The sequence below is a fragment of the Streptomyces sp. BJ20 genome, assembly GCF_022869105.1.
GTDB classification, from domain to species: Bacteria; Actinomycetota; Actinomycetes; order Streptomycetales; family Streptomycetaceae; genus Streptomyces; species Streptomyces griseoincarnatus.
This window is the reverse complement of sequence record NZ_CP094918.1, coordinates 3,212,514-3,238,452: the sequence shown is the minus strand read 5'-3', so window position 1 is coordinate 3,238,452 and position 25,939 is coordinate 3,212,514. Positions and strand designations below refer to the sequence as shown.

The following is a 25,939-nucleotide window of genomic DNA, read 5'->3' as shown; positions in this document are numbered from 1 at the left end:
GGGGCTGCCACCCACGGTGAGAGGGCGGCTGCGGCGCCGTCCGGGCCGGGCGCGCAGGTCCCCGCGCCCCTTACGGGGCGGCCTACCCTCGCCTCGCTTGGCCCGACAGTGTAGACATGGCACATGGTCCGACTCATGGGTCGATCCCGGACCCGGTCGCCCCAGCGGGCCGGAGCGGCCGCTTCCGTACGGCGCCGGCGGCAGGAGAGCGGCCGCTCCGGGTGGCATCCGATGGCAGGGCTGCGGTCGGTGCTGACCGGGCGCAGCGTCGCCGGACAGGTGTTCTTCCTGCTCCTGGTGATGGTGCTGCTGCTGGTCGTCGCGGCCGTCGTGGCGCTGGTGCTGCAGGCGCAGCGGGACAGCACCCAGGAGGCCCGCAACCGCTCCCTCGCCGTCGCCGAGACCTTCGCCAACTCCCCCGGCATCGTCGAGGCCCTGGAGTCCCCCGACCCCACGGCCGTGCTCCAGCCGCGCGCCGAGGCCGCCCGTAAGGCGTCGCGCGTCGACTTCGTCGTGGTGATGAACACCGACGGCATCCGCTACACGCACCCCCGGCCCGACCGCATCGGCAAGCAGTTCGTCGGCACCGTCGCCCCCGCGCTGGCGGGCGAGCCGGTCGTGGAGGAGATCGACGGGACCATCGGGCGGCTCGTGCAGGCCGTGGTGCCGGTGGAGGACCCGGACGGCAAGGTGGTCGGCCTGGTGTCGGCCGGCATCACGCTGGAGAACGTCGGCGGGGCGGCCGAGGCGCAGCTGCCGCTGGTGCTGGGCGCGGCCGCCGCCGCGCTGGCCCTGGCGACCGGCGGCGCCGCCCTGATCAGCAGACGTCTGCGGCACCAGACGCACGGTCTGGGCCCGCACGAGATGACCCGGATGTACGAACACCACGACGCCGTGCTGCACGCCGTGCGCGAGGGCGTGATGATCCTCGACGGCGACGGCACCCTGCTGCTCGCCAACGACGAGGCGCGCCGTCTGTTCAGCCTCCCCGAGGACGCGGAGGGCCGGCACGTACGGGATCTGGGTCTGGATCCGGCCACGACGGAGCTGCTGTCCTCGGGCCGTACGGCCACGGACGAGGTGTTTCCGGTGGGCGACCGGCTGCTCGCGGTCAACCAGCGGCCCACCGACCCGGCGGGACGGCACCGGGGCAGCGTCACCAGCGTCCGCGACACCACGGAGCTGCGGGCGCTGTCCGGCCGGGCGGAGGAGTCCCGCGAGCGGCTCAACATGCTCTACGACGCGGGCGTGGGCATCGGCACCAGCCTGGACGTGGCGCGGACGGCGCAGGAGCTGTCGGACCTGGCCGTGCCGCGGTTCGCCGACTTCGTCACCGTGGACCTGTTCGAGTCGGTGCTGGCGGGCGGGCAGCCGGACGCGGCCGCCGCGCTGCGTCGCACGGCCCGCGCCGGCGTCGACGAGGACGCTCCGCTGTATCCGAGGGACCACCAGATCCGGTTCGTGGAGTCCTCCCCGCAGGGCCGGAGCCTGGCCACCGGCCGCGCGGTCCTGGAGCCCCGGCTCGACGAGGCGCCCGGCTGGCAGGCGCAGGACAAGGAGCGCTCCGCCCAGGTCGTCGAGTACGGCGTCCACTCGCTGATCGCTGTGCCGCTGCGGGCCGGCTCGCTGGTCCTGGGCGTGGTCAGCTTCTGGCGTTCGCGCAAGCCGGAGCCGTTCGACGAGGAGGAGCTGGCGCTGGCGGAGGAGCTGGTGGCGCGGGCCGCGGTGTCCATCGACAACGCCCGCCGCTACACGCGTGAGCACAGCATGGCGGTGACGCTGCAGCGCAGCCTGCTGCCGCGCACGCTGCCCGAGCAGAACGCGCTGGAGATCGCCTACCGCTATCTGCCGGCGCAGGCCGGGGTGGGCGGCGACTGGTTCGACGTGCTGCCGCTGTCCGGCGCCCGGGTGGCGCTGGTGGTCGGGGACGTCGTCGGGCACGGTCTGCACGCGGCGGCCACCATGGGCCGGCTGCGCACGGCGGTGCACAACTTCTCCGCGCTGGACCTGCCGCCCGGCGAGCTGCTCGCGCTGCTGGACGAGCTGGTCGGCCGGATCGACCAGGACGAGGCGCAGGACGAGCACGTCGCCCCGGTCATCGGGGCGACCTGCCTGTACGTGGTGTACGACCCGGTGTCGCGGCGCTGCTCGGTGGCGCGCGCGGGGCATCCGCCGCCGGCGCTGGCCCGGCCGGACGGGCGGGTGGAGTTCCCGGACGTGCCCGCCGGCCCCCCGCTGGGCCTGGGCGGGCTGCCGTTCGAGTCGGCGGAGCTGGAGCTGCCGGAGGGCAGCAGGCTGGTGCTGTACACCGACGGGCTGGTCGAGGACCGCGAGCACGACATCGACGTCGGTCTGGAGCGGCTGCGGGAGGCGCTGGCGGGCGCCGGGGGTTCCCCGGAGGAGACCTGCCGGGCCGTGCTGGACGCGCGGCGTCCGGGGAAGGCGGCCGACGACGTCGCGCTGATCGTGGCACGGACCCGGGCGCTGCCCGCCGACCGGATCGCCGAGTGGCCGGTGCCTCCGGACCCGGCGGCGGTGGGCGAGCTGCGGGCGGCGGTGACGCGGAAGCTCGCCGAGTGGGGTCTCGACGAGCTGACGTTCGGCACGGAGCTGATCCTCAGTGAGCTGGTGACCAACGCGATGCGGCACGGCGGCGCCCCCATCCAGGTGCGGATGCTGTACGAGCGTCATCTGATCTGCGAGGTCTACGACAGCAGCAGCACCGCCCCGCATCTGCGGTACGCGACCATGACGGACGAGGGCGGGCGCGGACTGTTCCTGGTGGCGCAGCTGGCCGAGCGCTGGGGCACCCGCTATCTGCCCGCGGGGAAGGTGATCTGGGCGGAGCAGAACCTGCCGGAGACCCCCGGCACCTTGCCATAAGATCACGCAGGGACATGGCATAAGGTCGGCTTATGGGCTCATAGGCCGGACCCGCGTACCAGGTAAGGCAAGCCTGAGTTTAGGCTTCCCCACGAGACGCCTGTCATCGCTCGAAGGGAACCTGACCATGCCCCGCCCCCTGCGGGTAGCCATCGTCGGATCCGGCCCCGCCGGGATCTACGCCGCCGACGCCCTGCTCAAGTCCGACGTGGCCGCCGGCCCCGGCGTGTCCATCGACATCTTCGAGCGGATGCCTGCGCCGTTCGGACTGATCCGTTACGGCGTCGCCCCCGACCACCCGCGGATCAAGGGCATCATCACGGCCCTCCACCAGGTGCTCGACAAGCCGCAGATCCGGCTCTTCGGCAACGTGGACTACGGCACCGACGTGCACCTCGACGACCTCCGCGCCTTCTACGACGGCGTGATCTTCGCCACCGGCGCCATGGCCGACCGCGCGCTGCCGATCCCGGGCATCGACCTGGACGGCTCCTACGGCGCCGCGGACTTCGTGTCCTGGTACGACGGCCACCCGGACGTGCCCCGCACCTGGCCGCTGGAGGCGGAGAAGGTCGCGGTGCTCGGCGTCGGCAACGTCGCCCTCGACGTGGCGCGCATCCTCGCCAAGACGGCCGACGAACTGCTGCCCACGGAGATCCCGCCGAACGTCCACGAGGGCCTGAAGGCCAACAAGGCGATGGAGATCCACGTCTTCGGCCGCCGGGGCCCGGCGCAGGCCAAGTTCAGCCCGATGGAGCTGCGGGAGCTGGACCACTCCCCCAGCATCGAGGTGATCGTCGACCCCGAGGACATCGACTACGACGACGGCTCGATCGCCACCCGGCGCGGCAACAAGCAGGCCGACATGGTCGCCAAGACCCTGGAGAACTGGGCGATCCGCGACGTCGGCGACCGCCCGCACAAGCTGTTCCTGCACTTCTTCGAGTCGCCCACCGAGATCCTCGGCGAGGACGGCAAGGTCGTCGGCCTGCGCACCGAGCGCACCGCCCTCGACGGCACCGGCAACGTCAAGGGCACCGGCGAGTTCAAGGACTGGGCCGTCACCGCGGTGTACCGCGCGGTCGGCTACCTCTCCGACAAGCTGCCCAAGCTGCCCTGGGACATCGACTCGGGCACCGTCCCGGACGCGGGCGGCCGGGTAATCCAGGAGACCGGCGAACACCTGACGTCGACGTACGTCACCGGCTGGATCCGGCGCGGTCCGGTGGGCCTGATCGGGCACACCAAGGGCGACGCCAACGAGACGGTGGCCAACCTGCTGGACGACTACAGGAACGACCGGCTCGGCACGCCGGGCTCCCCGGACCCCGAGGCCGTGGACGCGTTCCTGGCCGGGCGTGGCGTCCGTTACACCACGTGGGACGGCTGGTACCGCCTGGACGCGGCGGAGAAGGCGCTGGGCGAGCCGCAGGGCCGTGAGCGCGTGAAGATCGTCGAGCGCGAGGACATGCTCCGCGAGAGCGGCGCCTGACATCCCGCGGCCCCGGGAAGGGGCCGGTCCGTCGGGCGTCCGGCCGGTTCCGTACCGGCCGGACGCCCGGCGTCGTCATTCCAGCAGGGCGAGCCGGGCCGTCTCCCCCGGGTCCACACGCACCGCGCGGTGCCCGGGCAGGTGCACCTCGATCGGGTGGCGGCCGGCGGACGGCACGGTGATCTCCAGCGATCCGCTCTCCAGCCGCAGCCGCACGCCCCAGTGGCCGTGGTAGCGGACGGTGATGCCGTAGGACGACAGCTCCGGCAGCGGCACGGGATCCAGCCACAGGGCCCCGCCGCGCGTCTCCAGACCGGTCAGGCCGCGCTGCACCAGGTCGAGGGTGCCCGCCATGGCCCCGAGGTGGATGCCCTCGCCCGTGGTACCGCCCTGGATGTCGGCGATGTCCGACTGGAGGGCCTCCTTGCAGAACTTCCACGCGTCCCTGCGGCGTGCCCGGGCCAGGACCCAGCCGTGCACCAGGCCGCTCAGGGTGGAGCCGTGACTGGTGCGGCGCAGGTAGTGGTCCACCGTGCGCCGCCAGGTCCGCTCGTCCAGGCTCAGTCCCAGGCGCCGGAAGACGCCCTGGAGTTCGGACGGTGAGAACAGGTAGCCGAGCATGAGGACGTCCGCCTGCTTGGACGCCTGGTAGCGGTTGACGGTGTCGCCCTCCGCCTCCAGGATCCGGTCGAGCCGCCTGATGTCCCCGTACCGGCGCCGGTAGCCCCGCCAGTCCAGCTCGGCGAGGTCGCCGTACCCCTCGAACTGGCTGATGACGCCGTCGTGGAAGGGGACGTGCAGGGTGCGGGAGACGTGGTCCCAGTGGTCGAGTTCGGCCTCGTCCAGGCCGGTGCGCTCGGCCAGCTCCCGGCGGCGCGGCTCGGGCAGGTGGCGCAGCACCTCCAGGGTGCGGGCCAGCACCCAGGCGGCGGTGACGTTGGTGTAGGCGTTGTCGTCGAGGCCGGGCCCGGAGGCGTCCGGGTAGGCCTCGTGGTACTCGTCGGGGCCCACCACGCCCTTGATGCGGAACCGGCCCAGCTGCTCGTCGAAGGACGCGGAGTCGGCCCAGAAGCGGGAGATCCGCAACAGCATCTCGGCGCCCTTGGTGTGCAGGAACTCCTCGTCCCCGGCGGCCTCGCAGTACTGCCACACGTTGTAGGCGATGGCCGAGCCGACGTGGTGCTGGAGGTGCGAGTGGTCGGGCAGCCAGCGGCCCGAACGGGGGTTGAGGTGCAGCTGCTGCGTCTCCTCACGGCCGTCGCTGCCGGACTGCCACGGGTACATCGCGCCGCGCCGACCGGCGTCGTGCGCCGCCGTACGGGCGCGTTCGAGGCGCCGGTACCGATAGTGCAGCAGCGCCCGGGAGACCTCAGGGAAGTGCAGGTTCAGGTACGGCAGGACGAACAGCTCGTCCCAGAACACGTGCCCCCGGTACGCCTCCCCGTGCAGGCCGCGGGCCGGCACCCCCACGTCCAGGTCGGCGGTGTGCGGGGAGAGGGTCTGCAGGACGTGGAAGAGGTGCAGCCGCAGGATGCGCCCCACCTCGTCGGGCACGTCCGGCTCCGCCCGCCGCCACAGCTGGTGCCAGGCCGTCAGATGGGGGGCCAGCAGCTCGTCGAAGGGGGCGGCCCGGTGCACCCGGTCGACGGCGGCGTGCAGCGGGTCGCTGATCGCCGGGTCGCGTGAGGTGTGCAGGGCGACGACCTTGTCGACCGTCAGGGTCTTCCCGTCCGTCAGGTCCAGCCGGGTCGTCTGCACCGCGCGAGGCAGGTCGTGGCGGACGGTGACGGACGCGGGCGAGGTCAGCCGGGCGGCGCAGGCGATCCGGACGTCGGAGGTCCGGGTGCGGCAGCGCAGCCACACGGCGTCCTGCTGCGAGGTGCCGGTGACCACGTGGGTGAGGTGGCGGCCGTCCAGGTCGGCGTAGCGGGGCACCCCGGCGTTGGTGACGCCGCCGTCGAGCGCCGCCTCGACCTCGAGCGGCCCGGAGAAGCCCTCGGCGGTGAACTCGGTGCGCAGGCCCGCGAGGTGGGGGTCCGCCATGTGGACGAACCTCAGCTGCCGCACCAGGAGCACACCGTCCGCCCCGAGTCCGAACCGGGTCCGGCGCTCCATCAGGCCGGAGGAAAGGTGCAGGGTGACGGCGTGGTCGAGGACGGGCGTGGTGTCGGGGGTGAGCCAGATACCGCCGGGCCTGCGGAAACGCAGGGGCAGCCAGTTGGGCAGGTTGACGACGTCCTCGTTCGCCACCTGGCGGCCGCCGACCGAGGAGACGAGCCGGTTGTAGACGCCTGCCGCGTAGGTGCCGGGGTAGTGCACGGTGTCGGCGGCGCACTCCGCGAGGACGCCACGGGTGGCGAAGTAGCCGTTGCCGAGGGTGCACAGGGATTCCCGCAGGCGCTCGTCGGCGGGGTCGTAGCCCTCGTACTGCCAGGTCCAGCCCGTCACTTCGCCGCTCCTCCCGCCGACGACCGCCGCGCACGCGACCTTGCGGCCCGTGCGAGAGCGCCGGGACCCGGACGGTCCGGCCCGGCGCCGTCACCGGCGGCGAGTCCTCCCGGCCGCGGGGCCGGGCGGTCCCGCCGCGACCGGAACGGCGCTCCGAGTACCCCCGTCCGGAGCGGAACACACGCCGCCGGGACCGCGGGCTACCGCTCACCCACCGGCACCCGCCACACCAGGGTGGTTCCGCCGCCCGGGGTGTCCGTGACCTCGAAGGAACCGCCGAGCTGCGCGGCGCGCTCGGCCATGTTGCGCAGACCGCTGCGGCGCCCGCCGGGCGGCAGGCCCACGCCGTCGTCCGCGACGGTCAGCCGCACCTCGCGCCCGTCGGTCTCCACTGCCACCTGGGCGTGGCTCGCCCGGGCGTGCCGGGCGACGTTGGTGAGCGCCTCGGAGAGCACGGCCACCAGGTGGTCGGCGGCCTCCTTGGACACATGGGTGTCGATCAGGCCCTCCATCCGCACGCTGGGCGCGAAGCCCAGCAGCGGGGCGGCCTCCCCGACGAGCCGGACGACGCGGGCGCGCAGGCCGGTCCCGGCGCCGCCCGCGGCGTGGGAGCGCAGGCCGAAGATGGTCGTGCGGATGATCTTGATGGTCTCGTCGAGGTCGCCGACGGCCCGCAGGACCCGCTCGGAGGCTCCCTTGTGCTCGATGAACCGGCCGGCGCTCTGCAGGGTCATGCCGGTGGCGAACAGCCTCTGGATGGCCAGGTCGTGCAGGTCGCGGGCGATGCGGTCGCGGTCCTCCAGGACGGCGATCTGTTCGGCGTCCTGGCGGCGCTCGGCCAGCTCCATCGCCACGGCGGCCTGGGCGGCGAAGCCCCGCAGGGGTTCGATCTCCTTGTCCGTGAAGGCATGGCCACCGGCCGCTCGGACCAGCAGCAGGATGCCGCGCACACCGTCCTCGCCGCCGATCGGCACCGCCACGGCGGGCCCCAGACCGGTGAACGTCTGCGGGCCCGCAGACACGCGTTCGTCGTGGGCGATGTCCGTCGAGGTGACGGGCGCGGCGGACGCGAAGGCCCGGCCGAGGAGACTGCCCTCGACCGGCACCACCAGGCCGCGATGCGTCTCGGCGTCCTGGCCGAGGGCGAGTTCCACGGCCAGCGAGTCGGTGCCCTCCATGGGCACCGCGACGACGGCGAGGGCGGCTCCGGTGATCTCCCGGGCCCGCTCGGCGACTCGCAGCAGCGCCTCGCCGCGCTCGCTGCCGGACATCAGCCCGTGGGTGATCTCGGCGTTGGCCTGGAGCCAGCGCTCCCGCAGCCGGGACTCCTCGTAGAGGCGGGCGTTGTCGATGGCGACGCCGGCGGCGACGGCCAGGGTCGACAGGACCGACTCGTCCTCCTCGTCGAACTGTGTCCCGCCACGCTTCTCGGTCAGGTAGAGGTTGCCGAAGACCTGGTCGCGGACGCGGATCGGGACGCCGAGGAACGTGTTCATCGGCGGGTGGTGCGGCGGGAAGCCGTAGGAGGCGGGGTGCTCGGACAGCTTCGGCACCCGCAGCGGCCGCGGATGGCGGATCAGCTCGCCGAGGATGCCGTGGCCCTCCGGGTAATGGCCGATGCGGGCGATCTCCTCGTCACTGACGCCGACGGTGTGGAAGGCGGACAGCCGCTTGCCGTCCGGGCCGATCACGCCGAGGGCGGCGTACTGTGCGTCCACCAGCGCGGCGGCGGCCTCGACGATGGAGCGCAGCGCCTGCTCCAGATCGAGCTCCCGCCCGACGGAGAGGACCGCCTCGAGGAGGCTGCGCACCCGGTCGCGGGTGCCGCGGGCCGCGTCGATGCGCGCCTGCAGCTCCTCCAGCAGTTCGTCCAGCCTGAGCTGCGGCAGACGTACGCGCGCGTCCTCGCCCCGCTCCGGGGCCGTGTCCCGGCCGGCGTCAGTCACCCGTGCGCCTCCTGTCCCCACACGCCGGCACCGTCCGCCCGGCGTCCCTCCGGCGCGGGCGTCGATAACGATCCGGTAAACGTGACGGTACGGCATCGGGCGGGCCGCGGACGTGCGCGGTGTCAGACCTCCAGCTCGTTCTCGATGCGGCGCATCTGATGGCGCGCCATGGCCAGGTTGGCCCGGCCGGCGTCCAGCACCAGGTAGAGGAACAGGCCGTTGCCGCCGCGCCCCTTGAGCAGGCGGATGAGGTGGTACTGGCTGTTGAGGGTGATGAGGATGTCCTCGATCTCCTCCTTGAGCCCCAGCAGCTCCATGGTGCGGAGCTTGGACCGCACGACGTCGGTGTTGCCGGCGGCGGCGACCTCCAGGTTGAAGTCCTTGCCGCCGCCCAGGGTGCCGAGGGCCATGCCGCTGGTGTAGTCGACGAGGGCGGCGGCCGTGGCGCCGTCGATGGAGCTGAGGCATTCCTTGAGCGCGGTCTCGGTGTTCGCCATGGGTGGTGTCCTCTCCGGATCGTGAAGGGTGGTACGGGCCGGCGCCGGCGGTGTGCGGGCGTCCGGCCGGATGGTGGGTTCGGTGGATACGGGTCAGCCGCCGGTCCGCGGCCGGTGGGCGGGACGCTGCGGGGTCCGTACGGGGAGGGTGCCGATGGGCCGGGACCGGTCGGCCGGGTCCGGGACCCCGTCGCCTGCGGCGGTCCTGTCGGCGTGGCGTCCGCCGCCGGGGCCGATACGGGCGTCGACCAGTTCCGCGATCCGGGCGCCGCTGCGCCGGCCCTCCAGGTGGAGCCGCCCGACGTTGACCCGGTCGTCGGCGAGGAGGGTGAGCACGGCGGTGGTGCCGGCCGCGTAGGTGGCGATGTAGCCGTGGGCGCCGCGCACCATGAGTTCGCGGAAGTCGCCGCGTCCGGCCGCGTCCGTCATCCGGTGGGCGACGCCCAGCGCGGCGGCGGTGAGCGCGGCGAGCCCCTCGGGTTCGGTGCCGGGCACGTCGTGGGCGAGGACGAGTCCGTCGACGGTGGCCGCGAGGGAGCCTGCCAGCCGCGGGACGCGGGTGCGGAGCCGACGCAGTTCGTCCAGCACGTCGGTCTCGACGGCCATGAGCAGTCTCCTTTCGGCACGCTGCCGGCGCGTGCGGATCACAGTGCCTCCAAGGCGTCCAGGAGCCGTCTCAGCAGCGCTGTGTCGGGCTCGTCCCAGTCGGCGCGGCCCGCGCCGGGGACGGGGTGGACGGGCGGGGCGGGCACGAGGGGTGCGGGGGCGACCAGTCCTTCGGCGGCCAGCCGGCGCAGTTCGACGAGGGTGTGGAAGGTGCGGTGGGCGAGGGCGGAGGCGATCTGCGCCGCGGTGCGTCCGCCGTCGACCAGGGCGAGCGCGCGGCCCCTGCGGGGCGGCAGCACGGCCGGGTCGGCGTCGGGGGTCCGGGCGAGCGGCGCGGTGTCGACGGCCGCGTCGGGCCATATGCGGTCCAGCAGGGCGCGGCGGCGGTACGACTCGCGCAGCACGGTCGCGACGGTCACGGGGCGGACCGCGCCGAGCCAGTGCGCGACGCCGGGGCGGAAGCGCAGGGCGGTGCCGTCGTGGGCGAGCGCGAAGTACGCGGCGTCGAACAGCGCGCCCAGATGGGCCAGTTCCAGGGCGCCGGCGGTGAGGCGTCCGCTGTCGACGAGCTGGCGGCCGACCCGCTGCCGGGACCCGGCCCGCTCGACGGCCTCCCACCAGCCGGCCGGGGCGAGGGCGCCGCTGCGGGTGAGCAGGTCGCCGAGGGCGGGGCTGTGGGCGGACTCGACGTGGACCACGTGTCCGGCGGCGAGGTAGAAGATGCCGGAGCGGGTGGTGAGCGCCCCGGTGGCCCGGTCGGCGGCGAGGGTGTCCAGCAGCTCGGGGGCGGATCCGTCCGCGCGGGCGGCGGCAGCGGTCATCCGAGCACCATCCGGTCCGCCATCTCGGCCAGCCGGATGCGGGCCAGGGCGAGGTTGCCGTCGGCGCGGTCCAGCGACAGGAACAGGAAGACCGTGCTGTCGAAGGTGGTGACGACGAACCGGAGCAGGTGGAAGGCGTCGGCGGTGGTGAGGATCAGGTCCTCGACGGGCGGCTCCTTGCCCTGGCCGGCGTGCGCGGGGGCGAGGGCGCCGCTCTCCATCGCCAGTCGGGCCAGTTCGGCGGTCTCGGCGGCGGTCGCCTCCACGTCGCCGCCCGGCGCCTCCCCCACCGCGCCCAGGGCGAGCCCGCTGATCCAGTCGACCACCAGGGCGCCACGTGCCCCGGGCAGCCGCATGGCTTCCAACAGACTCTCGTCGATTCCGGGCACGCCGGATCCCCCTCCTCGCACGGCTGTACCGCGAACGTGACGTCGACGCTACGGTGTGTGCTCGATCGAGGTGGGGGCTTTGGCGTTTTCCCGTGGAATATGCGACGTGGGGGTCGGGACGCTGGTAGGGTCCGCGACTTTCGCCCCCGGTGCGAGGCGGGACGCGAGGCCCGCGCGGGCGGTTCCGGAAGGCCTGGGGGAACGGGTGTGCGGGTGGCGGTTCCTGTGACCCGGGGGTGTCGGCCGTCCGGGCGGGCCGTGTGCGGGACGGGCCGCCGTACGGCGGAACCCGGCGTCCCGTCGTCCGGCGCGGGCGACGATACTGAGGGCAGCACGTGCCCCCGCTGACGACTGGACCCATGCCGATCTCTGCCACAGCCCGCCCCACCGTCCCTCCCACCGTCCGGACGACCCGCGGCCGCCACGTCGGGGAGCGGGCCGACGAGACGCTCCGGCGCGGCCTCTCCGCCCTCAAGGACGCCGGGACCATCGACGACTTCCTGGAGCTCCCGGCGGACGACACCAAGCCCGACCTGGTGTTCGAGTCCCGGACGCGGGTGGGGGACGGGGTCACGGTCCGCGCCCGCCTCGCCCTCTCCCCCGCCAAGGCGAAGGGACCGGACCGCGACTGGCTCCTGGTCGCCGAGGCGGAACGCCCCTGGGACCCCTCCTGGCCGTCCCCGGTCACGATGTTCTGGCCGCAGGAGCCGGACGCCGCCTGGAACCACGACCCGGCGTCAGGACTACGCCCCGGCGAGATCAACCCGCTCCCGGAGGACGACAAGGACGTACGGCGCCGGCTGCGCGACTGTGCCCGCGACCCCTGGTACGTCCACGTCGTCGTCCACGAGGCGATGACCCCGGACGAGCGCGGGTACGTCCCGCTCGCGCACTGGCTGCCGCCGGGTCTGCGACACCGGGTCGTCGAGCACCGGGCCACCCCGCAGCAGGCACGGGTGACGAACTGGGCACTGCGGGAGTTCGACGTGGAGGTCCCCAGGGGCGGCGCTGCGGTGCTGCCCGGCCGCCCGGTCCCCGAGGGGTACGAGCCGGACGCCTTCGCGGTGCGCGCGGTGTTCCTCGACGGCACGGAGCCCACGGACCTGGTGGACGCGGTGCTGCGTCACGACGCTCTGCCGAGAGAGCTTCCGGAGCGGGCCGAGGAGGCGCTGACCGCGCTGCGCGAGGACTGGCACCTGCTCACCGTCGCCGAGGAACTGGAGCGGGAGCGGGCGCTGGTGGCGATGTACGCCGAGGCGCTGGACGCGATGACGAAGTCCCGCGACCTGTACCGGGAGGCCGCCGAACGCGCCCACGAGGCGCTGGAGGCGTACCGGGAGATGGGGCTCGCCCCACCACCCCCGGCCACACAGCCGCCCCGCCCCCGGCCCCCGGCCCCGCTCCAGCACCTGACGCGCACCCTGGAACGCCTGAAGCCGGGCGGTTCCCGCCGCGGCCGGTCCTCCGCGGAGGAGACGGCCCCGGCCCCCGAACCGGAAGCGGAACCTTCGGACAAGGGGTGAGCCGGGGTCGGACGCACGCCGCCGGGCGGGCTTCCGCCGCGGACGGCTGCCCGGAGGAGACGGCCCCAGCCCCCGAACCGGAAGCGGAACCTTCGGACAAGAGGTGAGCCGGGGTCGGACGCACGCCGCCGGGCGGGCTTCCGCCGCGGACGGCTGCCCGGAGGAGACGGCCCGCCGCCCGAGCCGAAGACGGAGCCCTCGGACAGGCGCCGGGGGATGAAGGGAACCCGGCGTCAGGCTGGAGCGCCCGAGGGCAGACGCTCCCACCGGGCCACAGGGAGGAGACGGCACGGACCGGGCGACGCACACACCGTCATGCCGGACCATCCGAAACCCGGCTCGTCCTGCGTGGGCGCCCCTCCCCGGAGGAGACGGGCCCAGCGCACCGTCCGACACGGGTGCGCCGGACGGCGGGCGGTGGTGGAGGCGCACCGTAGGTGTCTCTCCTCCACCGCCCGCGTCGCCGGCAGGCGATCAGTCCGTGGCGTGGTGCGGTTCCGCCGGGGGCCACGGGGACCAGCGGGTGCCCGGGGGCGGGGTGGCCACGCGGACCACCAGTGCCGCCAGGGCCACCAGTGCCGCCGCGATCGCGGCCGAGGTGGCGAGCCAGTCCGGGGCGAGCGCCAGGTCGACCGCCCTCGGCAGGGTGGCCTCGGTGAACGAGCCGCCGTAGGCGTGGGCGACGGCCAGTACCGTCGCCGCGGCGACCCCCGCCGCGAGCACGACCACCGCGGGGCGCACGACGAGGATCAGGGCGAGCACCGTGCACAGCACGGACATGCCGACGGCGAGGGCGTGGACGTTGAGTGACACGCCGTCACGCTGCAGCGGGAAGTGGGTCACCGCGCAGACCGCGAGGGCGACGGCCGCCAGCCAGCTGATCCAGATCGCCGACCGGGGCACGGGCCGTGACGCACGGGCGCGCGCGGCGGCGGGGCGGGGACGGCGGGCCGGCCGCGGGGTGCGGCGGGTGGCGGGGCGACGGCCCCCGATCCGCAACGCGCCGCCGCGGCCCGCCGGGGCGCGCTCCGGCTCGGGCCGGAGGTGCCGCTGGGCCTCCCTCTGACCTTCCGCCTCCTGCGCGGGCCGGGCCGACTCCGCGACGGCCGCGCGGAGGAGATGCTCGGGGGGACGCTGGGCGGCCAGACGGTCGATCAGTTCGACCAGTTCGTCCACGGACCGGCCGGTGGCGGCGGCGCGCAGGGCCTCCTCACGGCAGTGCGGCGCGAGGGGCTCGTTGTGCAGCAGCGCGACGAGGAGGGTGACGTCCTCGACCGAGCGGTGGGCGGCGGCCGCGCGGATGGTCTCGTCCGCGCTGGCCGCGTCACGGGGCGGACGGGTCAGCAGGGCGACCAGCCGGGTGACGTCCTCCACGGACCGGTCGACACCGGCGGCGCGCAGCGCGTCGACGACGGCACGGGTGTGCTCGGGCGACCGTTCGAGTGCGGTGATCAGGTCGACGACCTCCTCCAGGGGACGGTCGGACACGGCGGCGTGCACCAGATCGGTGACCGGATCGGCGTACACCCGTTCGGTCGCCCCGGGTGCCGCACCCGGCAGGCCGGAGGAATCCGGCACGTCACCGAGGCGGCGCGGCACTCCCTGCTCCCTCACCGGCTCCCTCGTGGTGTCGACGGGATCCACCAGATCGACCGTCGCCACCGGGTCCCGGGGCCCCTCCGCCCCGGCGGGTTCGCGCGGCCGGTCGACCGGATCGCGCGGATGGTTGCCGTGCACGGGATCGCGTGGGTGGCCGGTGTCGGCCTGACGGACCGTGCGGTCCGTCCCGGACGGATCACGCGGAGGCGCGGTGCCCCCGCCCGCGCCGGCCGCGTACCGCGCGTCGGCCGGGGCCGTGCGGTCCGCCGTCCGGTGACGCGCCCAGGCCGGTTCGGGCCGGTGCGCGCCGGTCGCGGTGCCCGTCGTGCCGACGGGCGGGGCCGCGGCCGTATCCACGGGTATGCCCGGTTCGTTGGAGGAGGACGAGGAGAAAGTGGTCATGATCGACTCCAGGGGAAGACTGATGACCATTACTAGGCTCCCCCACCGCGGGCTGCCACTTGACTGAGCCGCAGGGATGACCTGCGGCGATTGCGTGTTTCGGGTGTTGTTCACGGGGCAACGGTCGCGAGCGGCGCATGGCCGGTCCCCGCCGCCATACCGGGACCCGGAACGGGAATCCGTTTCCTCGAGGACTGTGTCGGGGGTGAGGCCGCGCCACGCGGCCACCGGAAGGAGGGCAGTGACCTTGGACACAACGACCGTGGTGTGGGGCGTCGCGGTCCTCGCGGCCCTGGTGCTGGCGGGCGCCGTGGCCGTGCTGGTCCGTCTCGTCCGCACACGGCGGGAGTTGCGGCGGGCGGGGCTGCCCACCGGGCCCCGCTGGGTGTTCTGGGGCGCGGTGCTCTACCTGGTGCTACCGGCCGATCTCGTACCCGATCCGGTGTACCTGGACGACATCGGCGTCCTGCTGCTCGCTCTGCGCACCATGCGTGGTTCCGTCGGCGCGGGGGCGCCCGGAGTGCCCGGAAGGCGCCCGGGACGACAACCCGCCGATGATTACGCTCCGTGAGGAAACCAACCACCCGTTCGATTCGTATAAGTCTCTGGAAGCCAACGCAAGTCGGCGGACCAAGCGGCGGCGCACAGAGGGCCGTTGCCTGATCGGCGCAGCACCGACGAGGGAGAGACGATGCAACCGTTCGCGCTCAACTACGCCCGTCCGGCGGTGGAGTTGGCCGTTGCCACTCCGTATGCGTATGACTCCGGACTGCAGTTGAACGTCCTCGGTGACGGGCGGATCGCGGCCTGCGACCACGCCCTGTTGCGCGAGGTGGGGACGACCACGTCCACCGCGGGCTCCAAGACCCACTTCGACGACTGAACGCGGACCGTAGACCATGACCGTGCTGATCCTCACCTGCGAGGAGGATGTGACCGCCGACATGGTGGTGGTCCACCTGAACGGCGCAGGGGTGCCGGTGGTCCGTCTCGACCCCGCCGATCTCACCGGCGGCGTCTCGCTGTCCGGCGAGTACGTCCACGGCCGGTTCCGCGGCCATCTGTCCGCCGGGGGGCGGCTGGTGAGCATAAACGGGCTGCGGTCGGTGTGGGTGCGCCGCCCCGGCACTCCGGCCGAGCGCGCCCCGCAGCCGTCCGCCTGGCTGACCGAAGAAGCGTCGCAGGCCCTCTACGGCATGCTGCGGGGCTGCGACGCGCGCTGGATGAACCACCCGGACGCCGCACGACAGGCCCGCCACAAGCCGTGGCAGCTGCGCCTGGCCCAGCGCTGCGGACTGCCCGTGCCGGCGACGGTGATCACGACGTTCCCGCGCGCGGCGCGGGAGTTCGCGGAGCGTTTCCCGGACCTGGTGGTCAAGCCGGTGTCGGGCGCGCACCCGCAGGATCCGCCGCGGGCCGTGCCGACGAGCAGGGTGGCGCCGGACACGGACTTCTCGGCGGTGGCCTACGGGCCGACGCTCCTTCAGCGGCGGATCGTCAAGCAGGCGGACATCCGGCTCACCGTGGTGGGCGACGTGCTGCTGGCGGCCCGCAAGGCGACGGCGCCGGACGCCGACCCGCAGGTGGTGGACGTGCGGTTCACCGCGCCGGGACCGCCGTGGGAGCCGGTGGAGGTCCCGCCGCGGACCGCGGACGCCGTGCTCGACTACATGCGCCGGGCGGAACTGGCGTACGGGGCACTCGACTTCGCGGAGGACGCGGACGGGACCTGGTGGTTCCTGGAGTGCAACCAGTCGGGGCAGTTCGGGTTCGTCGAGGTGGAGACGGAACAGCCGATCGCGCGGACCATCGCGGAGTGGCTGTCCCGTCCCGTCCCCGAGGAGCCGGCGGAGCCGGCCGGTTCGGTCACCACGGCGCGGTGAGCCCGGCGCGGTGGGCCGCGGTCACCGCGCCGACGAGAGGGTGTACGCGCGCGTCAGTGCGGCCGGGGGCCGGGCAGCAGGGCGGTGCGCTGCCAGCCGTTGCCGGGGGCCTGCTGCGGCCGGTCGAGGCCGGGGCCGTAGCCGGGCGACTGCAGGGGCCGCATGACCGACTCCAGTTCCCTGCTCACGCGTTCGGCCTCGCGGCGGACCTGTGCGGGCACGTCGCCGCACTCCGCGATGAGTCGGTCGTAGATGGGGGAATCCTGGAACACCCGACAACGCGCCTTTCTGCTCGGCGTCCCCGGTGCGGGGCCGCGACTGCCGAGTGTATGCGGCCAACGGGGGTGAAGTGGGCGTTCCGGGCGTCAGGCGCCCGTCGTGGAGCCGGGCCGGACGATCATCAGGACGGTGACGGTCGCCCAGAGCAAGTTGAACACGCCGGTGAACATGGCGAGTTGGACGGTGCTGCGATGATCGACGGGCCGTCGCCCGGTCACCTGCGCGACGAGTTCGTCCTGACGGGGGAGCACGAGGGCGATGAGCGTACCGGCGGCCACCGCGGTGAGGAACACCGAGGCGACGAGCCAGGCGTCGCCGAGGACGCCCATCGCGAGGCCGGTCGCCAGACCCAGCACCGGCACGAGCACGCCGAGCCCGGCGTAGACGCGGCAGATCCGGTGGAGCAGCTCCACGGTGCCGGCCGCGCGCGGGCCGGGGTCGGCCCCGTCCGCCGGGGCCGCGCGGCGCACGGCCGGCGGGAACATGCTGGCGGCGACGGTCACCGGACCGACGGCGACGATGGCGGCCAGGACGTGGAGGGACAGGAGCAGCTTGGTCACCGGGGCTCTTTCCTTGACGTGATCGGCGGGATCGGCGCGACCGGCCCGATCCGCGGGATGCCGGGTTCACGCTAGAAGCCGTCGCGGCGGCCGGACAGCGGCTGGACCGACAGTTCCCCACGGATTCCCGCCAGCCGTGGTGACCAGGCATGGCGTGACCCGGACCGGGTGGGGACGGGTGGCGGGAATCTGTCTAGGGTGGCGTTCATGCACTCCGTGGCGATCCTCGTACTGGACGGTGTGGTGCCGTTCGACATGGCGGCCCCCATGCAGGTGTTCGACTTCACGCGGCTGCCCGACGGCCGGCGTCCGTACCGCGTCCGGCTGTGCGCCGAGCGGCCGGAGGTGGCCGCGGACGGCGGCTTCGCGCTGCGCGTCGACCGCGGTCCGGAGGCGCTCGCGGACGCCGACACGGTGATCGTGCCGGGACGCGCCCCGGGCTCCCCGCCGCCCTCCCCCGCGGTGCTCTCGGCGCTGCGCCAGGCGGCCGAGGCGGGCACCCGGATCGCGTCGGTGTGCGTGGGCGCCTTCGTGCTGGCGGAGGCGGGCCTGCTGGACGGGCTGCGCGCCACCACGCACTGGGTGGCCGCCGAGGAGTTCGCGCGCGCGTACCCACGGGTGGAGGTGGAGCCGGACGTGCTCTACGTGGACAACGGGCGGATCCTCACCTCGGCCGGCGCGGCCGCCGCGCTCGACATGTGCCTGCACATGATCCGCCGTGACTTCGGGTCGGCGGTGGCGGCGAACGCCGCGCGGATGTCGGTGATGCCGCTGGAGCGCGAGGGCGGGCAGGCCCAGTTCATCGTGCACGAGCACCCGCCCGTGCCGCGCGGCTCGGACCTGGAGCCGCTGCTGGGGTGGATCGAGGACAACGTGGCGCACGAGGTGACGCTCGCCGCGATGGCGGCGCGAGCGGGGATGAGCGAGCGCACCTTCAGCCGCCGCTTCCGCGAGCAGACCGGCACCACGCCGCTGCAGTGGCTGCTGCGGGCCCGGGTGCGGCGCGCCCAGTACCTGCTGGAGAACAGCGACCACACGGTGGAACGTATCGCGCAGCAAGCCGGGTTCGGCTCCCCCACGGCGTTCCGCGAGCGGTTCCGCAAGGTGGTGGGGACGACCCCGTACGCCTATCGCAGGTCGTTCAGGGGCGGGCGCGGCCCGGCCGTCCCGGCGGACGCCCGGGCCGCGGGCTCAGACGGCCAGCGACAGTCCGCTCTCGCCGTCCGCCTCGGATGACCGGCGGCGGTCCGTCCGGGCACGGACGAGAAGGTCGTCGGCGCGCGCGACGGCGTCGTGGATGCCGGCCGTGCCCATCGTCACGCAGAGCCGACGGGTGACGTCCTCGAGTTCCCTGGCCACCGCCGGAGTCTGTCGTTCCGCCTGCGCGATCCGCAGCGTCGCATACCGCGTCAGCAGCTGCCTGACGACCTTCGGATCCGGTACGAGCACGTAGCGCCCCTTTCCTGTTTTCGGTGCGCATGCCCGAAGACGGCGAAGCCACGCACATCCCGCGCCTTGCTGATCGAAAATGACCGAAAACATTCACACTGCGACCGGGCCACCTGGCCACCTGGTCACTCGGGCCCCGGGGGAACGGACGACGGCTCAGGCCACCTGACCACTGTGCAGCGCCGTGTACGCGCCGCCCCGCCGCAGCAACTCCTCGTGCGTGCCGACCTCCTGGATCGCCCCGTCGGCCATCACCACGATCCGGTCGGCCCCGCGCACCGTGGACAGCCGGTGCGCCACGACGAACGTGGTCCGCCCGCGCAGCAGGCGGGCGAGCGCCTCCTGCACCAACGCCTCCGAACGCGTGTCCAGAGCGGACGTCGCCTCGTCCAGCACCAGCACCTTCGGGTCCCGTATCAGGGCGCGGGCGATGGCCAGCCGCTGGCGCTGACCGCCCGACAGCCGCGCCCCGCGCTCCCCGACGAGGGTGTCCAGGCCCTGCGGCAGCCGGTCGACGAACTCCAGCGCGTTGGCGTCGCGCAGCGCGCCCCGCACCGTCTCCTCGTCCGCGTCGTCCATGCCGTAGGCGACGTTCTCCCGCACGGTGCCGTCGAAGAGGACCGACTCCTGGGGCACCACGGACAGGAATCGCCGGTAGGTGCGCAGGTCCAGGGTGTTCATGTCGGTGCCGTCGACCAGCAGCCGGCCGGAGGTGGGGCGGATGAACCCGATGACGAGGTTGAGCACCGTGGACTTGCCCGCGCCGGACGCGCCGACCAGGGCGACGGTCTCGCCCGGGGCGACGTCGAGGGTGAGGTCCCGTACGGCTGGGCGGTCGTCGCCGTCGTAGGCGTGCCCGACGCCCTCGAAGGTCACCGCGCCGCGCAGCGCGGTGAGTTCGGCCTTGCCCTCGTTGTCCTCCAGCTCCGGCGCCTGCAGCACCTCGCCGACGGAGCGCACGGACTCCAGCCCCTTGGTGATGACCGGGGCCAGACCCGCCAGCGTGGTGGTGGAGTTGGTGAGCGTGGTCAGGAAGGCGCTGAGCATCACGACATCGCCGGCGGTGACGCCCCAGACGTCGTGGTACGACACGAGGGCGGCGCCGGCCAGCACCATCACGCCGACCACGTTGAGGACCACCCACGCCAGCGAACCGAACCGCCCGTTGACCAGGTCGAGGCGCATCCCGGAGGTGAGCAGCCGGTCGAGGGTGCCGTGCATGCGGCGCAGCGCCTTGCCCTCCAGGCCGTGGGCGCGGGTGACGGGGATCAGCCGGGTCATCTCGGTGACGCGGGAGGACAGCGTCTCCACCTCGTGCCGGAAGTGCTCGTTGTGGGTGCGCAGCCGCGCCCTCAGCCGGGCCACGAGCAGGGCCGCGGCAGGCACGACGACGAGGAAGACGGGCAGGAACTCGGGGGTGCGTACACCGATGATGATCAGTCCGCCGGCCAGCACGGTGAGCGCGCCGAGCCCGGTCTCCGCGGTCTGCTGCACCATCTGCTCGACGGTCTCGACGTCGCGGACCACCTTGGCCTGGAGCACGCCCGCGCTGACCCGGGAGTGGTAGCCGATGGAGAGCTGCTGCATGCGCGTGCACAGCGCGGAGCGCAGGGCGGTGCCCATGCGGCGGACGCTGCCGTAGAGGAGGCGGACGTACAGCACGTGCAGCGGGTAGTTGACCAGCAGGATGAACATGATGACGCCGGTGCTGGTCCACAGCCGGGAGACCGGCTGGTGCTGGACGACGGTGTCGATGATGGACGCGGTGATCAGCGGCAGCAGCCAGACGGGGCTGTGCTTGACGGTGAAGACGACGACGGCCGCGGCCAGCCGGCCGCGGTCCGCACGGAACAGGTAGCCGAGGGTGCGCACGGGGTGCTCGCCCCGGTAGCGGTGGTCGAGCGGTCTCATCTGCGGCGATGCCATGGGCGGTGGTCCTCCCCCTGTGAGGCGCCGCCCCGGACGGATCGCGGCGCACGAACGGCGCCCGGCGCCCCCAGGGGGGCGCCGGGCGCGGGAGCGGCCGCTCAGGCCGCGTCGAGCTCCGCGATCTCCTCGGCGCTCAGCTCGAGGCCGGCGGCGCGCACGGAGTCCTGGACGGACTCGGGGCGGCTCGCACCCGGGATCGGCACGACGACCGGCGACTTGGCGAGCATCCAGGCGAGGCACACCTGGTGCGCGCTCACCCCGTGCTCCTGCGCCACGCGCGCGAACGGCGCGTAGGTGGAGCCGAGTTCACCGGCCTTGGAGATGCCGCCGAACGGGCTCCAGGGCAGGAAGGCGACACCGAGTTCGTCGCACAGCTCCAGTTCCGGCTCGCTGGAGCGGAAGGCGGGAGAGAACTGGTTCTGCACGGAGACGAGACGCCCGCCGAGGATCTCCTGGGCCTGCCGGATCTGCTCGGGGTTCGCGTTGGAGATGCCCGCCATGCGGATCTTCCCCTCGTCGAGCAGGTCGCGGATCGCGCCGACGGACTCGGCGTACGGGACGCGGGGGTCGGGCCGGTGGAACTGGTAGAGGCCGATCGCCTCCACGCCCAGCCGGCGCAGGGACGCCTCACAGGCCCGCTTCAGGTACTCCGGGCGCCCGTCGAGGGTCCAGCTGCCGTCGCCGGGGCGCAGATGCCCGCCCTTGGTGGCGACCAGGACGTCACCGCCCCGCTCGTGGGTGGAGAGCGCCTTCGCGATCAGGCTCTCGTTGTGCCCCACCTCCCCGGCGTCCCGGTGGTAGGCGTCCGCGGTGTCGATCAGGGTGACACCGGCGTCCAGGGCGGCTTGCAGGGTGGCCAGCGAACGGGACTCGTCGGGCCGTCCCTCGATCGACATGGGCATCCCGCCCAGTCCGATCGCGGACACCTCGACCTCACCGATACGACGCATGTGCATGTGCGCGAAGCCCCTTCCGGCTGTCGTGCTGGCGATCGTGGAAAGCGCATACCAGCCTCGCCGCCGGGTGCCCGGAAATCCAACAGGAAAATCCGAACGGATTCATCGGACCGGTCGCTGAATCGCCCCGTACGCCTCCGGTCCGCTTCACCGCGCGCCTCTCCGCCCCCGGCGTTACGCTGCGCGGAGCCCCACCGTTCCGTCCCCGTCCCGGAGGTTCCGATGGCCCCGCTCCTCAATCCGTACCTCAACTTCGACGGCAACGCCCGGCAGGCGATGGAGTACTACAAGGAGGTCTTCGGCGGGGAGCTGAACATGCACACCTTCGGGGAGGCCGGCGGCGCCGGGGAGGAGTTCGCCGACAAGATCATGCACGGCATGCTCACCACCCCCGACGGCTTCACGATCATGGGTTCGGACGGGCCTCCCGGCATGGAGTACGCCCCCGGCAACAACTTCGCCGTCAGTCTCAGCGGCGAGGAGGAGGACACGCTGCGCCGCTACTGGGAGAAGCTGTCCGACGGGGGCCAGGTGTCGGTGCCGCTGGAGCGTCAGATGTGGGGCGACGTCTTCGGGATGTGCACGGACCGGTACGGCGTGCCGTGGATGGTCAACATCAACACACGGGAGGGCTGAGGCGGCCGCCGTACGGCCGGTGGTTGACACGGCGTTCCGGCCGGGATCATCGTGCAGGCCTGGCGCGCGCCGGCGGGGCGCGGCGCGGACACCGGCCCGGCAGCGCGAGGCGCCCCGGGGAGAGGCGGCGGCATGCGGATCGGACTGCTCGGCACCGGGCCCTGGGCGCGGGCGGCACACGCCCCCGCGCTGAGTGAACACCCCGGCCTGGACTTCGTCGGTGTCTGGGGCCGCAGACCCGAGGCCGCGGGGGAGCTGGCCGCGGTGCACGGCGTCCGGGCCTACGACGACGTCGACGCGCTGCTCGCCGACGTGGACGCCGTCGCCGTGGCGCTGCCACCGGCCGTGCAGGCGGACCTGGCGGTGCGGGCCGCGCGCGCGGGCCGCCATCTGCTGCTCGACAAGCCGATCGCGACGACGGTGGCCCAGGGGCGCGCGGTCGTGGAGGCCGCCGACGCGGCGGGCGTGGCCTCCGTGGTCTTCTTCACCACCCGCTTCCAGCCGGAACCGCAGGCCTGGATCGAGGAACAGGCGCGCGTGGGCGGCTGGTTCACCGGGCGGGCGCAGTGGCTCGGCGCGGTGTTCACCTCCGAGGACAACCCCTTCGCCGCCTCGCCCTGGCGGCAGGAGAAGGGCGCCCTGTGGGACGTCGGCCCGCACGCCTTGTCCGTGCTGCTGCCGGTGCTGGGCGAGCCGCGCCGGGTGACGGCGGCGGCGTACGGACCCGGTGACACCGTGCATCTCGTGCTGGACCACTCCGGCGGCGCGTCGAGCAGTACGACCCTGAGTCTGACCGCTCCCCCGGCCGCGGCGGGCGCCATGACGGAGCTGCGGGGCGAGTCCGGGGTGACCGTGCTGCCGGAGGCCCGGGGCGACGTCGTCCCGGCGCTCGGCCGGGCCGCGGACGCGCTGATCGCCGCGGCGGCCGGCTCCGGGGAGCCACACCCGTGCGACGCGCGGTTCGCCTTCACGGTCACCCGGATCCTCGCCAACGCGGAGACGCTGCTGCACAGCGGCACCCGCTGAAGCCTTTCCCGTGCGGACCGAGGCGGCCCCGTTCCCGGCACCCTGCGGAGTGCGGCCGGTGCGCTGCGTACTCGGTCCGCTCCGGTCGGCTTAAACGATCCTTAAGGACCGGTTAAGCGATCGTGCGCCCTTTGTCGTGCATTCAAGTAACCGCAGGTCAGAGGGTGTTGGGGACAAGTCGGACCCGTTGGCGGGCCCGGCCCTGGTCCCTACCATCGGTGCCACACGCCGGTCCCGACGCACGGCCTGAGAGCGCTCTCACCAGCCTCCCGGACGGGTCGGGCCGGTGTGCCCCACCGGAACCGCACGAGCACTATGGAGACCCCCCACATGACTCCTCGGCACCAGCGCACCCTCGGCCGCCGCAAGCTGCTCTTCGCCCTCGGCGGAGCCGCCGTGGCGCTGCCTGCGGCCGCTGCGATCGCCCCCCACGCCCTCGCCGGCCAGTCCGGTGAGGGCGGCTCCGGCACGAAGGCGGCCGCCTCGCTGCCGCTGACGATCGTCAACGACAGCGGCTCCTTCGACAACGCCTCGGTGCACCTGTACGTCGTGGGCAACGCCGACGGCCGCCAGGTCCGGCTCACCCCCGACGGCACGCTCGCCCCCATCGACCTGGCCGACAACGGCGAGGACGGCTTCACCGACTACGCGCTCAGCCTCTCCGGCAACGAGACAACGCTGTCACTGCCGTACATGTCCGGCCGCGTCTACGTGGCGCTCGGCGAAAAGCTGAAGTTCAAGGCCGTCGCGGACGGCAGCGGCGCCGCCGCGCTGCAGTACCCGGCCGGGTGGGTGTCCTCGGACCCGAACTACGGCGTGCTGCACGACTGCGCGGAGTTCACGTACAACTCCGCCGGTCTGTTCTGCAACACCACCATGGTCGACATGTTCAGCGTGCCGCTGAGCATCCGCCTCACGGGCGCCGACGACCAGACCACGGGCACGGTCCGCCCCGGGGGCCGCGCGGCCGCGTTCGCCGCCGTCGGGGGGACCGAGGGCTTCGACCGGCTGGTGGTGGACGACACCCGGATCATCGCGCCCGGCCACGGCCTGGACGCCGGGCTGTTCGCCGAGGACTACCTCGCCCCGTACATCGACGAGGTGTGGAGCACCTACACCGGCCGGGACCTGAAGGTCACCACCAACGCCGGCACCTTCACCGGGCGGGTGCGCGGGGACCGGTTCACCTTCGACGGACCCGCGCAGGTCGCGTTCGACAAGCCGTCCACCCGGGACGTGCTGTTCTGCGACGGAGCCCTGGCCGCGCCCAACGACGGCACCACGGGCCCGGTCGCCGCGATCCTGGGCGCGGGCTTCAACCGCTCGACGCTGCTCAGCCACCCCGAGCAGCCCACCACCGACCCCGCGGAGTTCTACCTGTCCGAGCTGACCAACCACTACTCCAAGGCCATGCACGCGGCCACAGAGGACGGCAGGGCGTACGGCTTCGCCTTCGACGACGTGGCGGACTTCGCCTCCTACATCCAGGACACGGCGCCCACCGCCCTGCGGCTGACGCTCACCCCCTTCGAGTGAGCGTGGAGCAGGTTTCCCCGGGGCGGGGCACGGTACCCCGGCATGCACGGGGAGGCCCCGCACCCGGGGCCCCGGGCGCCCGACGGCGGGCGCCCGGGCGCTCCGGATGCACGGCGGGCCTCCGCGGTGAAGGCTGAGTACGGGACCCGGCGCCCGGCGCCGGGCCGTACCAGCGATCCGGACCCGAGGAGCCCGAAGATGTCGACGTCCCAGCCCGACGCGTCCCGGCAGAGCGAGGACCGCGCCACCCCGGACAGCCTGCTCCACACCCGCACCGGCAACGAGGTGTCGCCGGAAGACCTGGTTCTCGCCAGCGGCAAGGACCTCACCCCGCAGAACATCGAGTGGGCCAGGCGGAAGCTGGCCGAGGAAGGTCCCTCCGCGATGGAGAAGATCCTTCCGTAGTCCGCCGCACGGCCGGTCCCCGCTCCCTCGGCAGCGGGACGCCGTCGGGCCCGGTGCACAGCGCGTGCACCGGGCCCGACGGCGTCGTGTACGTCCCCGACGGCGTTCAGGAGCGGCTGTCGGGCAGTTCCGTCTCGTCCTCCACGACGTGCACGGCGGCCTCCTCCGCGCCCGCCGCGCCGCCGTCGATGCCGACGTCGTCGGCGACGGACTCCTTGGTGGTGTCGGTGTGCGCGCCCTCGTCCGGTGCGACCAGACGTCCCGCGCGGGCGGTGCCCGCCTCCGGGTCGACCGGCTCGCCCTCGCCGCCCGGCAGGTCGCCCACTCCGTCGCCGGCCTCCGTGGAGGGATCCGGCACCTCCTGGGACAGCCGTTCGTCCAGCGTCTCCCCGTCGTGCTGCTCGGCGGCGGTGACGCCGTGCTTGGTGACGCCCACCGCCTTCTCCGGCGGTGAGTAGCCCTCGTCGAGCATGTCGTCGTAGTCCCGCTCGTCGAGGGCGTCCTGCATGTCGAGCGGGGCGCCATCCTCCTGCTGCTCGTTGGTCCCGGTGGGCTGGTAGACGTCGTCCCCCATCGGTTCGGAGCCCATGGCGTCCTCCCTGTCGTGCTGCGTCGGCTCGCGCCGTCTCGGTGTCCGATCCGCGTTTCCCGTGAGGCGGTCTCTAACCCCGAGA

General features: G+C 73.6%; 24 protein-coding genes. 11 read left to right on the top strand and 13 right to left on the bottom strand.

Annotation, left to right across the window (positions count from 1 at the left end; genetic code table 11):
• Positions 1-231 precede the first annotated feature (231 nt).
• Positions 232-2,883 (top strand): SpoIIE family protein phosphatase, encoded by a 2,652-nt coding sequence (locus MTR79_RS14670; RefSeq protein ID WP_244790554.1) that lies wholly within the window; start codon positions 232-234, stop codon positions 2,881-2,883.
• A gap of 127 nt (positions 2,884-3,010) precedes the next feature.
• Positions 3,011-4,375: an FAD-dependent oxidoreductase gene (locus MTR79_RS14665; protein ID WP_244790552.1), complete on the top strand. Its 1,365-nt coding sequence runs from the start codon at positions 3,011-3,013 to the stop codon at positions 4,373-4,375.
• A gap of 75 nt (positions 4,376-4,450) precedes the next feature.
• On the opposite strand, the gene MTR79_RS14660 is transcribed toward MTR79_RS14665, so the two are convergent.
• The 6 genes from MTR79_RS14660 to MTR79_RS14635 all read right to left on the bottom strand — a co-directional run bounded on the left by MTR79_RS14660 (position 4,451) and on the right by MTR79_RS14635 (position 11,082).
• The gene (locus tag MTR79_RS14660) at positions 4,451-6,823 is read right to left on the bottom strand and encodes a glycosyl hydrolase family 65 protein (RefSeq protein ID WP_244790550.1); all 2,373 of its coding nucleotides are present in this window, start codon (positions 6,821-6,823) and stop codon (positions 4,451-4,453) included.
• Positions 6,824-7,023: 200 nt separating this feature from the next.
• Positions 7,024-8,769, bottom strand: coding sequence for a GAF domain-containing sensor histidine kinase (locus MTR79_RS14655; RefSeq protein ID WP_244790548.1), 1,746 nt, complete (start codon positions 8,767-8,769; stop codon positions 7,024-7,026).
• A 122-nt stretch (positions 8,770-8,891) separates the two neighbouring features.
• Positions 8,892-9,266 (bottom strand): hypothetical protein, encoded by a 375-nt coding sequence (locus tag MTR79_RS14650; protein ID WP_048454853.1) that lies wholly within the window; start codon positions 9,264-9,266, stop codon positions 8,892-8,894.
• 93 nt (positions 9,267-9,359) lie between these two features.
• Complete coding sequence (locus MTR79_RS14645) at positions 9,360-9,872, bottom strand: roadblock/LC7 domain-containing protein (RefSeq protein ID WP_189364480.1); 513 nt, start codon at positions 9,870-9,872, stop codon at positions 9,360-9,362.
• Between the two features lie 38 nt (positions 9,873-9,910).
• Complete coding sequence (locus MTR79_RS14640; protein WP_114875641.1) at positions 9,911-10,693, bottom strand: hypothetical protein; 783 nt, start codon at positions 10,691-10,693, stop codon at positions 9,911-9,913.
• Positions 10,690-11,082 carry a hypothetical protein gene (locus tag MTR79_RS14635; protein WP_019527252.1) on the bottom strand — a complete coding sequence of 131 codons (393 nt, stop codon included), beginning with the start codon at positions 11,080-11,082 and terminating at the stop codon, positions 10,690-10,692. The genes MTR79_RS14640 and MTR79_RS14635 overlap by 4 nt, the downstream gene beginning before the upstream one ends.
• A gap of 359 nt (positions 11,083-11,441) precedes the next feature.
• On the opposite strand from MTR79_RS14635, the gene MTR79_RS14630 reads away from it, so the two are divergent.
• On the top strand, positions 11,442-12,605 hold the full coding sequence (locus MTR79_RS14630) for a hypothetical protein (protein WP_189364481.1): 1,164 nt from the start codon (positions 11,442-11,444) through the stop codon (positions 12,603-12,605).
• Positions 12,606-13,079: 474 nt separating this feature from the next.
• Here the strand turns inward: MTR79_RS14630 and MTR79_RS14625 are convergent, their stop codons facing one another.
• Entirely contained in the window at positions 13,080-14,606 is a 1,527-nt protein-coding gene (locus tag MTR79_RS14625; protein WP_244790546.1) for a hypothetical protein, read from the bottom strand.
• A gap of 247 nt (positions 14,607-14,853) precedes the next feature.
• On the opposite strand from MTR79_RS14625, the gene MTR79_RS14620 reads away from it, so the two are divergent.
• The 3 genes from MTR79_RS14620 (at position 14,854) to tgmB (ending at position 16,489) form a co-directional block, all read left to right on the top strand.
• Complete coding sequence (locus MTR79_RS14620) at positions 14,854-15,177, top strand: YkvA family protein (protein WP_175445908.1); 324 nt, start codon at positions 14,854-14,856, stop codon at positions 15,175-15,177.
• 120 nt (positions 15,178-15,297) lie between these two features.
• Positions 15,298-15,489 carry a putative ATP-grasp-modified RiPP gene (gene tgmA / locus MTR79_RS14615; protein ID WP_004935783.1) on the top strand — a complete coding sequence of 64 codons (192 nt, stop codon included), beginning with the start codon at positions 15,298-15,300 and terminating at the stop codon, positions 15,487-15,489.
• A gap of 16 nt (positions 15,490-15,505) precedes the next feature.
• The gene (gene tgmB, locus MTR79_RS14610) at positions 15,506-16,489 is read left to right on the top strand and encodes an ATP-grasp ribosomal peptide maturase (protein ID WP_244790544.1); all 984 of its coding nucleotides are present in this window, start codon (positions 15,506-15,508) and stop codon (positions 16,487-16,489) included.
• Between the two features lie 53 nt (positions 16,490-16,542).
• Here the strand turns inward: tgmB and MTR79_RS14605 are convergent, their stop codons facing one another.
• On the bottom strand, positions 16,543-16,761 hold the full coding sequence (locus tag MTR79_RS14605) for a hypothetical protein (protein ID WP_086703554.1): 219 nt from the start codon (positions 16,759-16,761) through the stop codon (positions 16,543-16,545).
• Between the two features lie 93 nt (positions 16,762-16,854).
• Positions 16,855-17,328 (bottom strand): hypothetical protein, encoded by a 474-nt coding sequence (locus tag MTR79_RS14600; protein WP_048454859.1) that lies wholly within the window; start codon positions 17,326-17,328, stop codon positions 16,855-16,857.
• Between the two features lie 207 nt (positions 17,329-17,535).
• On the opposite strand from MTR79_RS14600, the gene MTR79_RS14595 reads away from it, so the two are divergent.
• Complete coding sequence (locus MTR79_RS14595) at positions 17,536-18,564, top strand: helix-turn-helix domain-containing protein (RefSeq protein ID WP_086703573.1); 1,029 nt, start codon at positions 17,536-17,538, stop codon at positions 18,562-18,564.
• Here the strand turns inward: MTR79_RS14595 and MTR79_RS14590 are convergent.
• The 3 genes from MTR79_RS14590 to MTR79_RS14580 form a co-directional block, all read right to left on the bottom strand.
• Positions 18,520-18,777, bottom strand: a complete 258-nt coding sequence (locus MTR79_RS14590) for a DUF5133 domain-containing protein (protein WP_189364483.1) — start codon at positions 18,775-18,777, stop codon at positions 18,520-18,522. The two genes, MTR79_RS14595 and MTR79_RS14590, sit on opposite strands and share 45 nt — an antisense overlap.
• Before the next feature lie 156 nt (positions 18,778-18,933).
• The gene (locus tag MTR79_RS14585) at positions 18,934-20,703 is read right to left on the bottom strand and encodes an ABC transporter ATP-binding protein (RefSeq protein WP_244790542.1); all 1,770 of its coding nucleotides are present in this window, start codon (positions 20,701-20,703) and stop codon (positions 18,934-18,936) included.
• A gap of 101 nt (positions 20,704-20,804) precedes the next feature.
• Positions 20,805-21,662 carry an aldo/keto reductase gene (locus tag MTR79_RS14580; protein ID WP_244790540.1) on the bottom strand — a complete coding sequence of 286 codons (858 nt, stop codon included), beginning with the start codon at positions 21,660-21,662 and terminating at the stop codon, positions 20,805-20,807.
• 222 nt (positions 21,663-21,884) lie between these two features.
• Between MTR79_RS14580 and MTR79_RS14575 the strand changes: the two genes are divergently transcribed.
• The 4 genes from MTR79_RS14575 to MTR79_RS14560 all read left to right on the top strand — a co-directional run bounded on the left by MTR79_RS14575 (position 21,885) and on the right by MTR79_RS14560 (position 25,265).
• Positions 21,885-22,298 (top strand): VOC family protein, encoded by a 414-nt coding sequence (locus MTR79_RS14575; RefSeq protein ID WP_086703564.1) that lies wholly within the window; start codon positions 21,885-21,887, stop codon positions 22,296-22,298.
• A gap of 132 nt (positions 22,299-22,430) precedes the next feature.
• The gene (locus MTR79_RS14570) at positions 22,431-23,324 is read left to right on the top strand and encodes a Gfo/Idh/MocA family oxidoreductase (protein WP_086703567.1); all 894 of its coding nucleotides are present in this window, start codon (positions 22,431-22,433) and stop codon (positions 23,322-23,324) included.
• A 330-nt stretch (positions 23,325-23,654) separates the two neighbouring features.
• Positions 23,655-24,860, top strand: a complete 1,206-nt coding sequence (locus MTR79_RS14565; protein ID WP_114875635.1) for a glycoside hydrolase family 64 protein — start codon at positions 23,655-23,657, stop codon at positions 24,858-24,860.
• A 198-nt stretch (positions 24,861-25,058) separates the two neighbouring features.
• Positions 25,059-25,265 carry a hypothetical protein gene (locus MTR79_RS14560; protein ID WP_048454866.1) on the top strand — a complete coding sequence of 69 codons (207 nt, stop codon included), beginning with the start codon at positions 25,059-25,061 and terminating at the stop codon, positions 25,263-25,265.
• A gap of 106 nt (positions 25,266-25,371) precedes the next feature.
• On the opposite strand, the gene MTR79_RS14555 is transcribed toward MTR79_RS14560, so the two are convergent.
• Positions 25,372-25,854 (bottom strand): DUF5709 domain-containing protein, encoded by a 483-nt coding sequence (locus tag MTR79_RS14555; protein WP_048454867.1) that lies wholly within the window; start codon positions 25,852-25,854, stop codon positions 25,372-25,374.
• Positions 25,855-25,939 lie beyond the last annotated feature (85 nt).

Coding starts and splice junctions, on each gene's coding strand:
- MTR79_RS14585 (WP_244790542.1), bottom strand. CDS start 20,703: ATGGCATCGCCGCAGATGAGACCGCTCGACCACCGCTACCGGGGCGAG.
- MTR79_RS14640 (WP_114875641.1), bottom strand. CDS start 10,693: ATGACCGCTGCCGCCGCCCGCGCGGACGGATCCGCCCCCGAGCTGCTG.
- MTR79_RS14630 (WP_189364481.1), top strand. CDS start 11,442: ATGCCGATCTCTGCCACAGCCCGCCCCACCGTCCCTCCCACCGTCCGG.
- MTR79_RS14575 (WP_086703564.1), top strand. CDS start 21,885: ATGGCCCCGCTCCTCAATCCGTACCTCAACTTCGACGGCAACGCCCGG.
- MTR79_RS14670 (WP_244790554.1), top strand. CDS start 232: ATGGCAGGGCTGCGGTCGGTGCTGACCGGGCGCAGCGTCGCCGGACAG.
- MTR79_RS14645 (WP_189364480.1), bottom strand. CDS start 9,872: ATGGCCGTCGAGACCGACGTGCTGGACGAACTGCGTCGGCTCCGCACC.
- MTR79_RS14650 (WP_048454853.1), bottom strand. CDS start 9,266: ATGGCGAACACCGAGACCGCGCTCAAGGAATGCCTCAGCTCCATCGAC.
- MTR79_RS14560 (WP_048454866.1), top strand. CDS start 25,059: ATGTCGACGTCCCAGCCCGACGCGTCCCGGCAGAGCGAGGACCGCGCC.
- MTR79_RS14565 (WP_114875635.1), top strand. CDS start 23,655: ATGACTCCTCGGCACCAGCGCACCCTCGGCCGCCGCAAGCTGCTCTTC.
- MTR79_RS14665 (WP_244790552.1), top strand. CDS start 3,011: ATGCCCCGCCCCCTGCGGGTAGCCATCGTCGGATCCGGCCCCGCCGGG.
- MTR79_RS14595 (WP_086703573.1), top strand. CDS start 17,536: ATGCACTCCGTGGCGATCCTCGTACTGGACGGTGTGGTGCCGTTCGAC.
- MTR79_RS14555 (WP_048454867.1), bottom strand. CDS start 25,854: ATGGGCTCCGAACCGATGGGGGACGACGTCTACCAGCCCACCGGGACC.
- MTR79_RS14570 (WP_086703567.1), top strand. CDS start 22,431: ATGCGGATCGGACTGCTCGGCACCGGGCCCTGGGCGCGGGCGGCACAC.
- MTR79_RS14580 (WP_244790540.1), bottom strand. CDS start 21,662: ATGCACATGCGTCGTATCGGTGAGGTCGAGGTGTCCGCGATCGGACTG.
- MTR79_RS14625 (WP_244790546.1), bottom strand. CDS start 14,606: ATGACCACTTTCTCCTCGTCCTCCTCCAACGAACCGGGCATACCCGTG.
- tgmB (WP_244790544.1), top strand. CDS start 15,506: ATGACCGTGCTGATCCTCACCTGCGAGGAGGATGTGACCGCCGACATG.
- tgmA (WP_004935783.1), top strand. CDS start 15,298: ATGCAACCGTTCGCGCTCAACTACGCCCGTCCGGCGGTGGAGTTGGCC.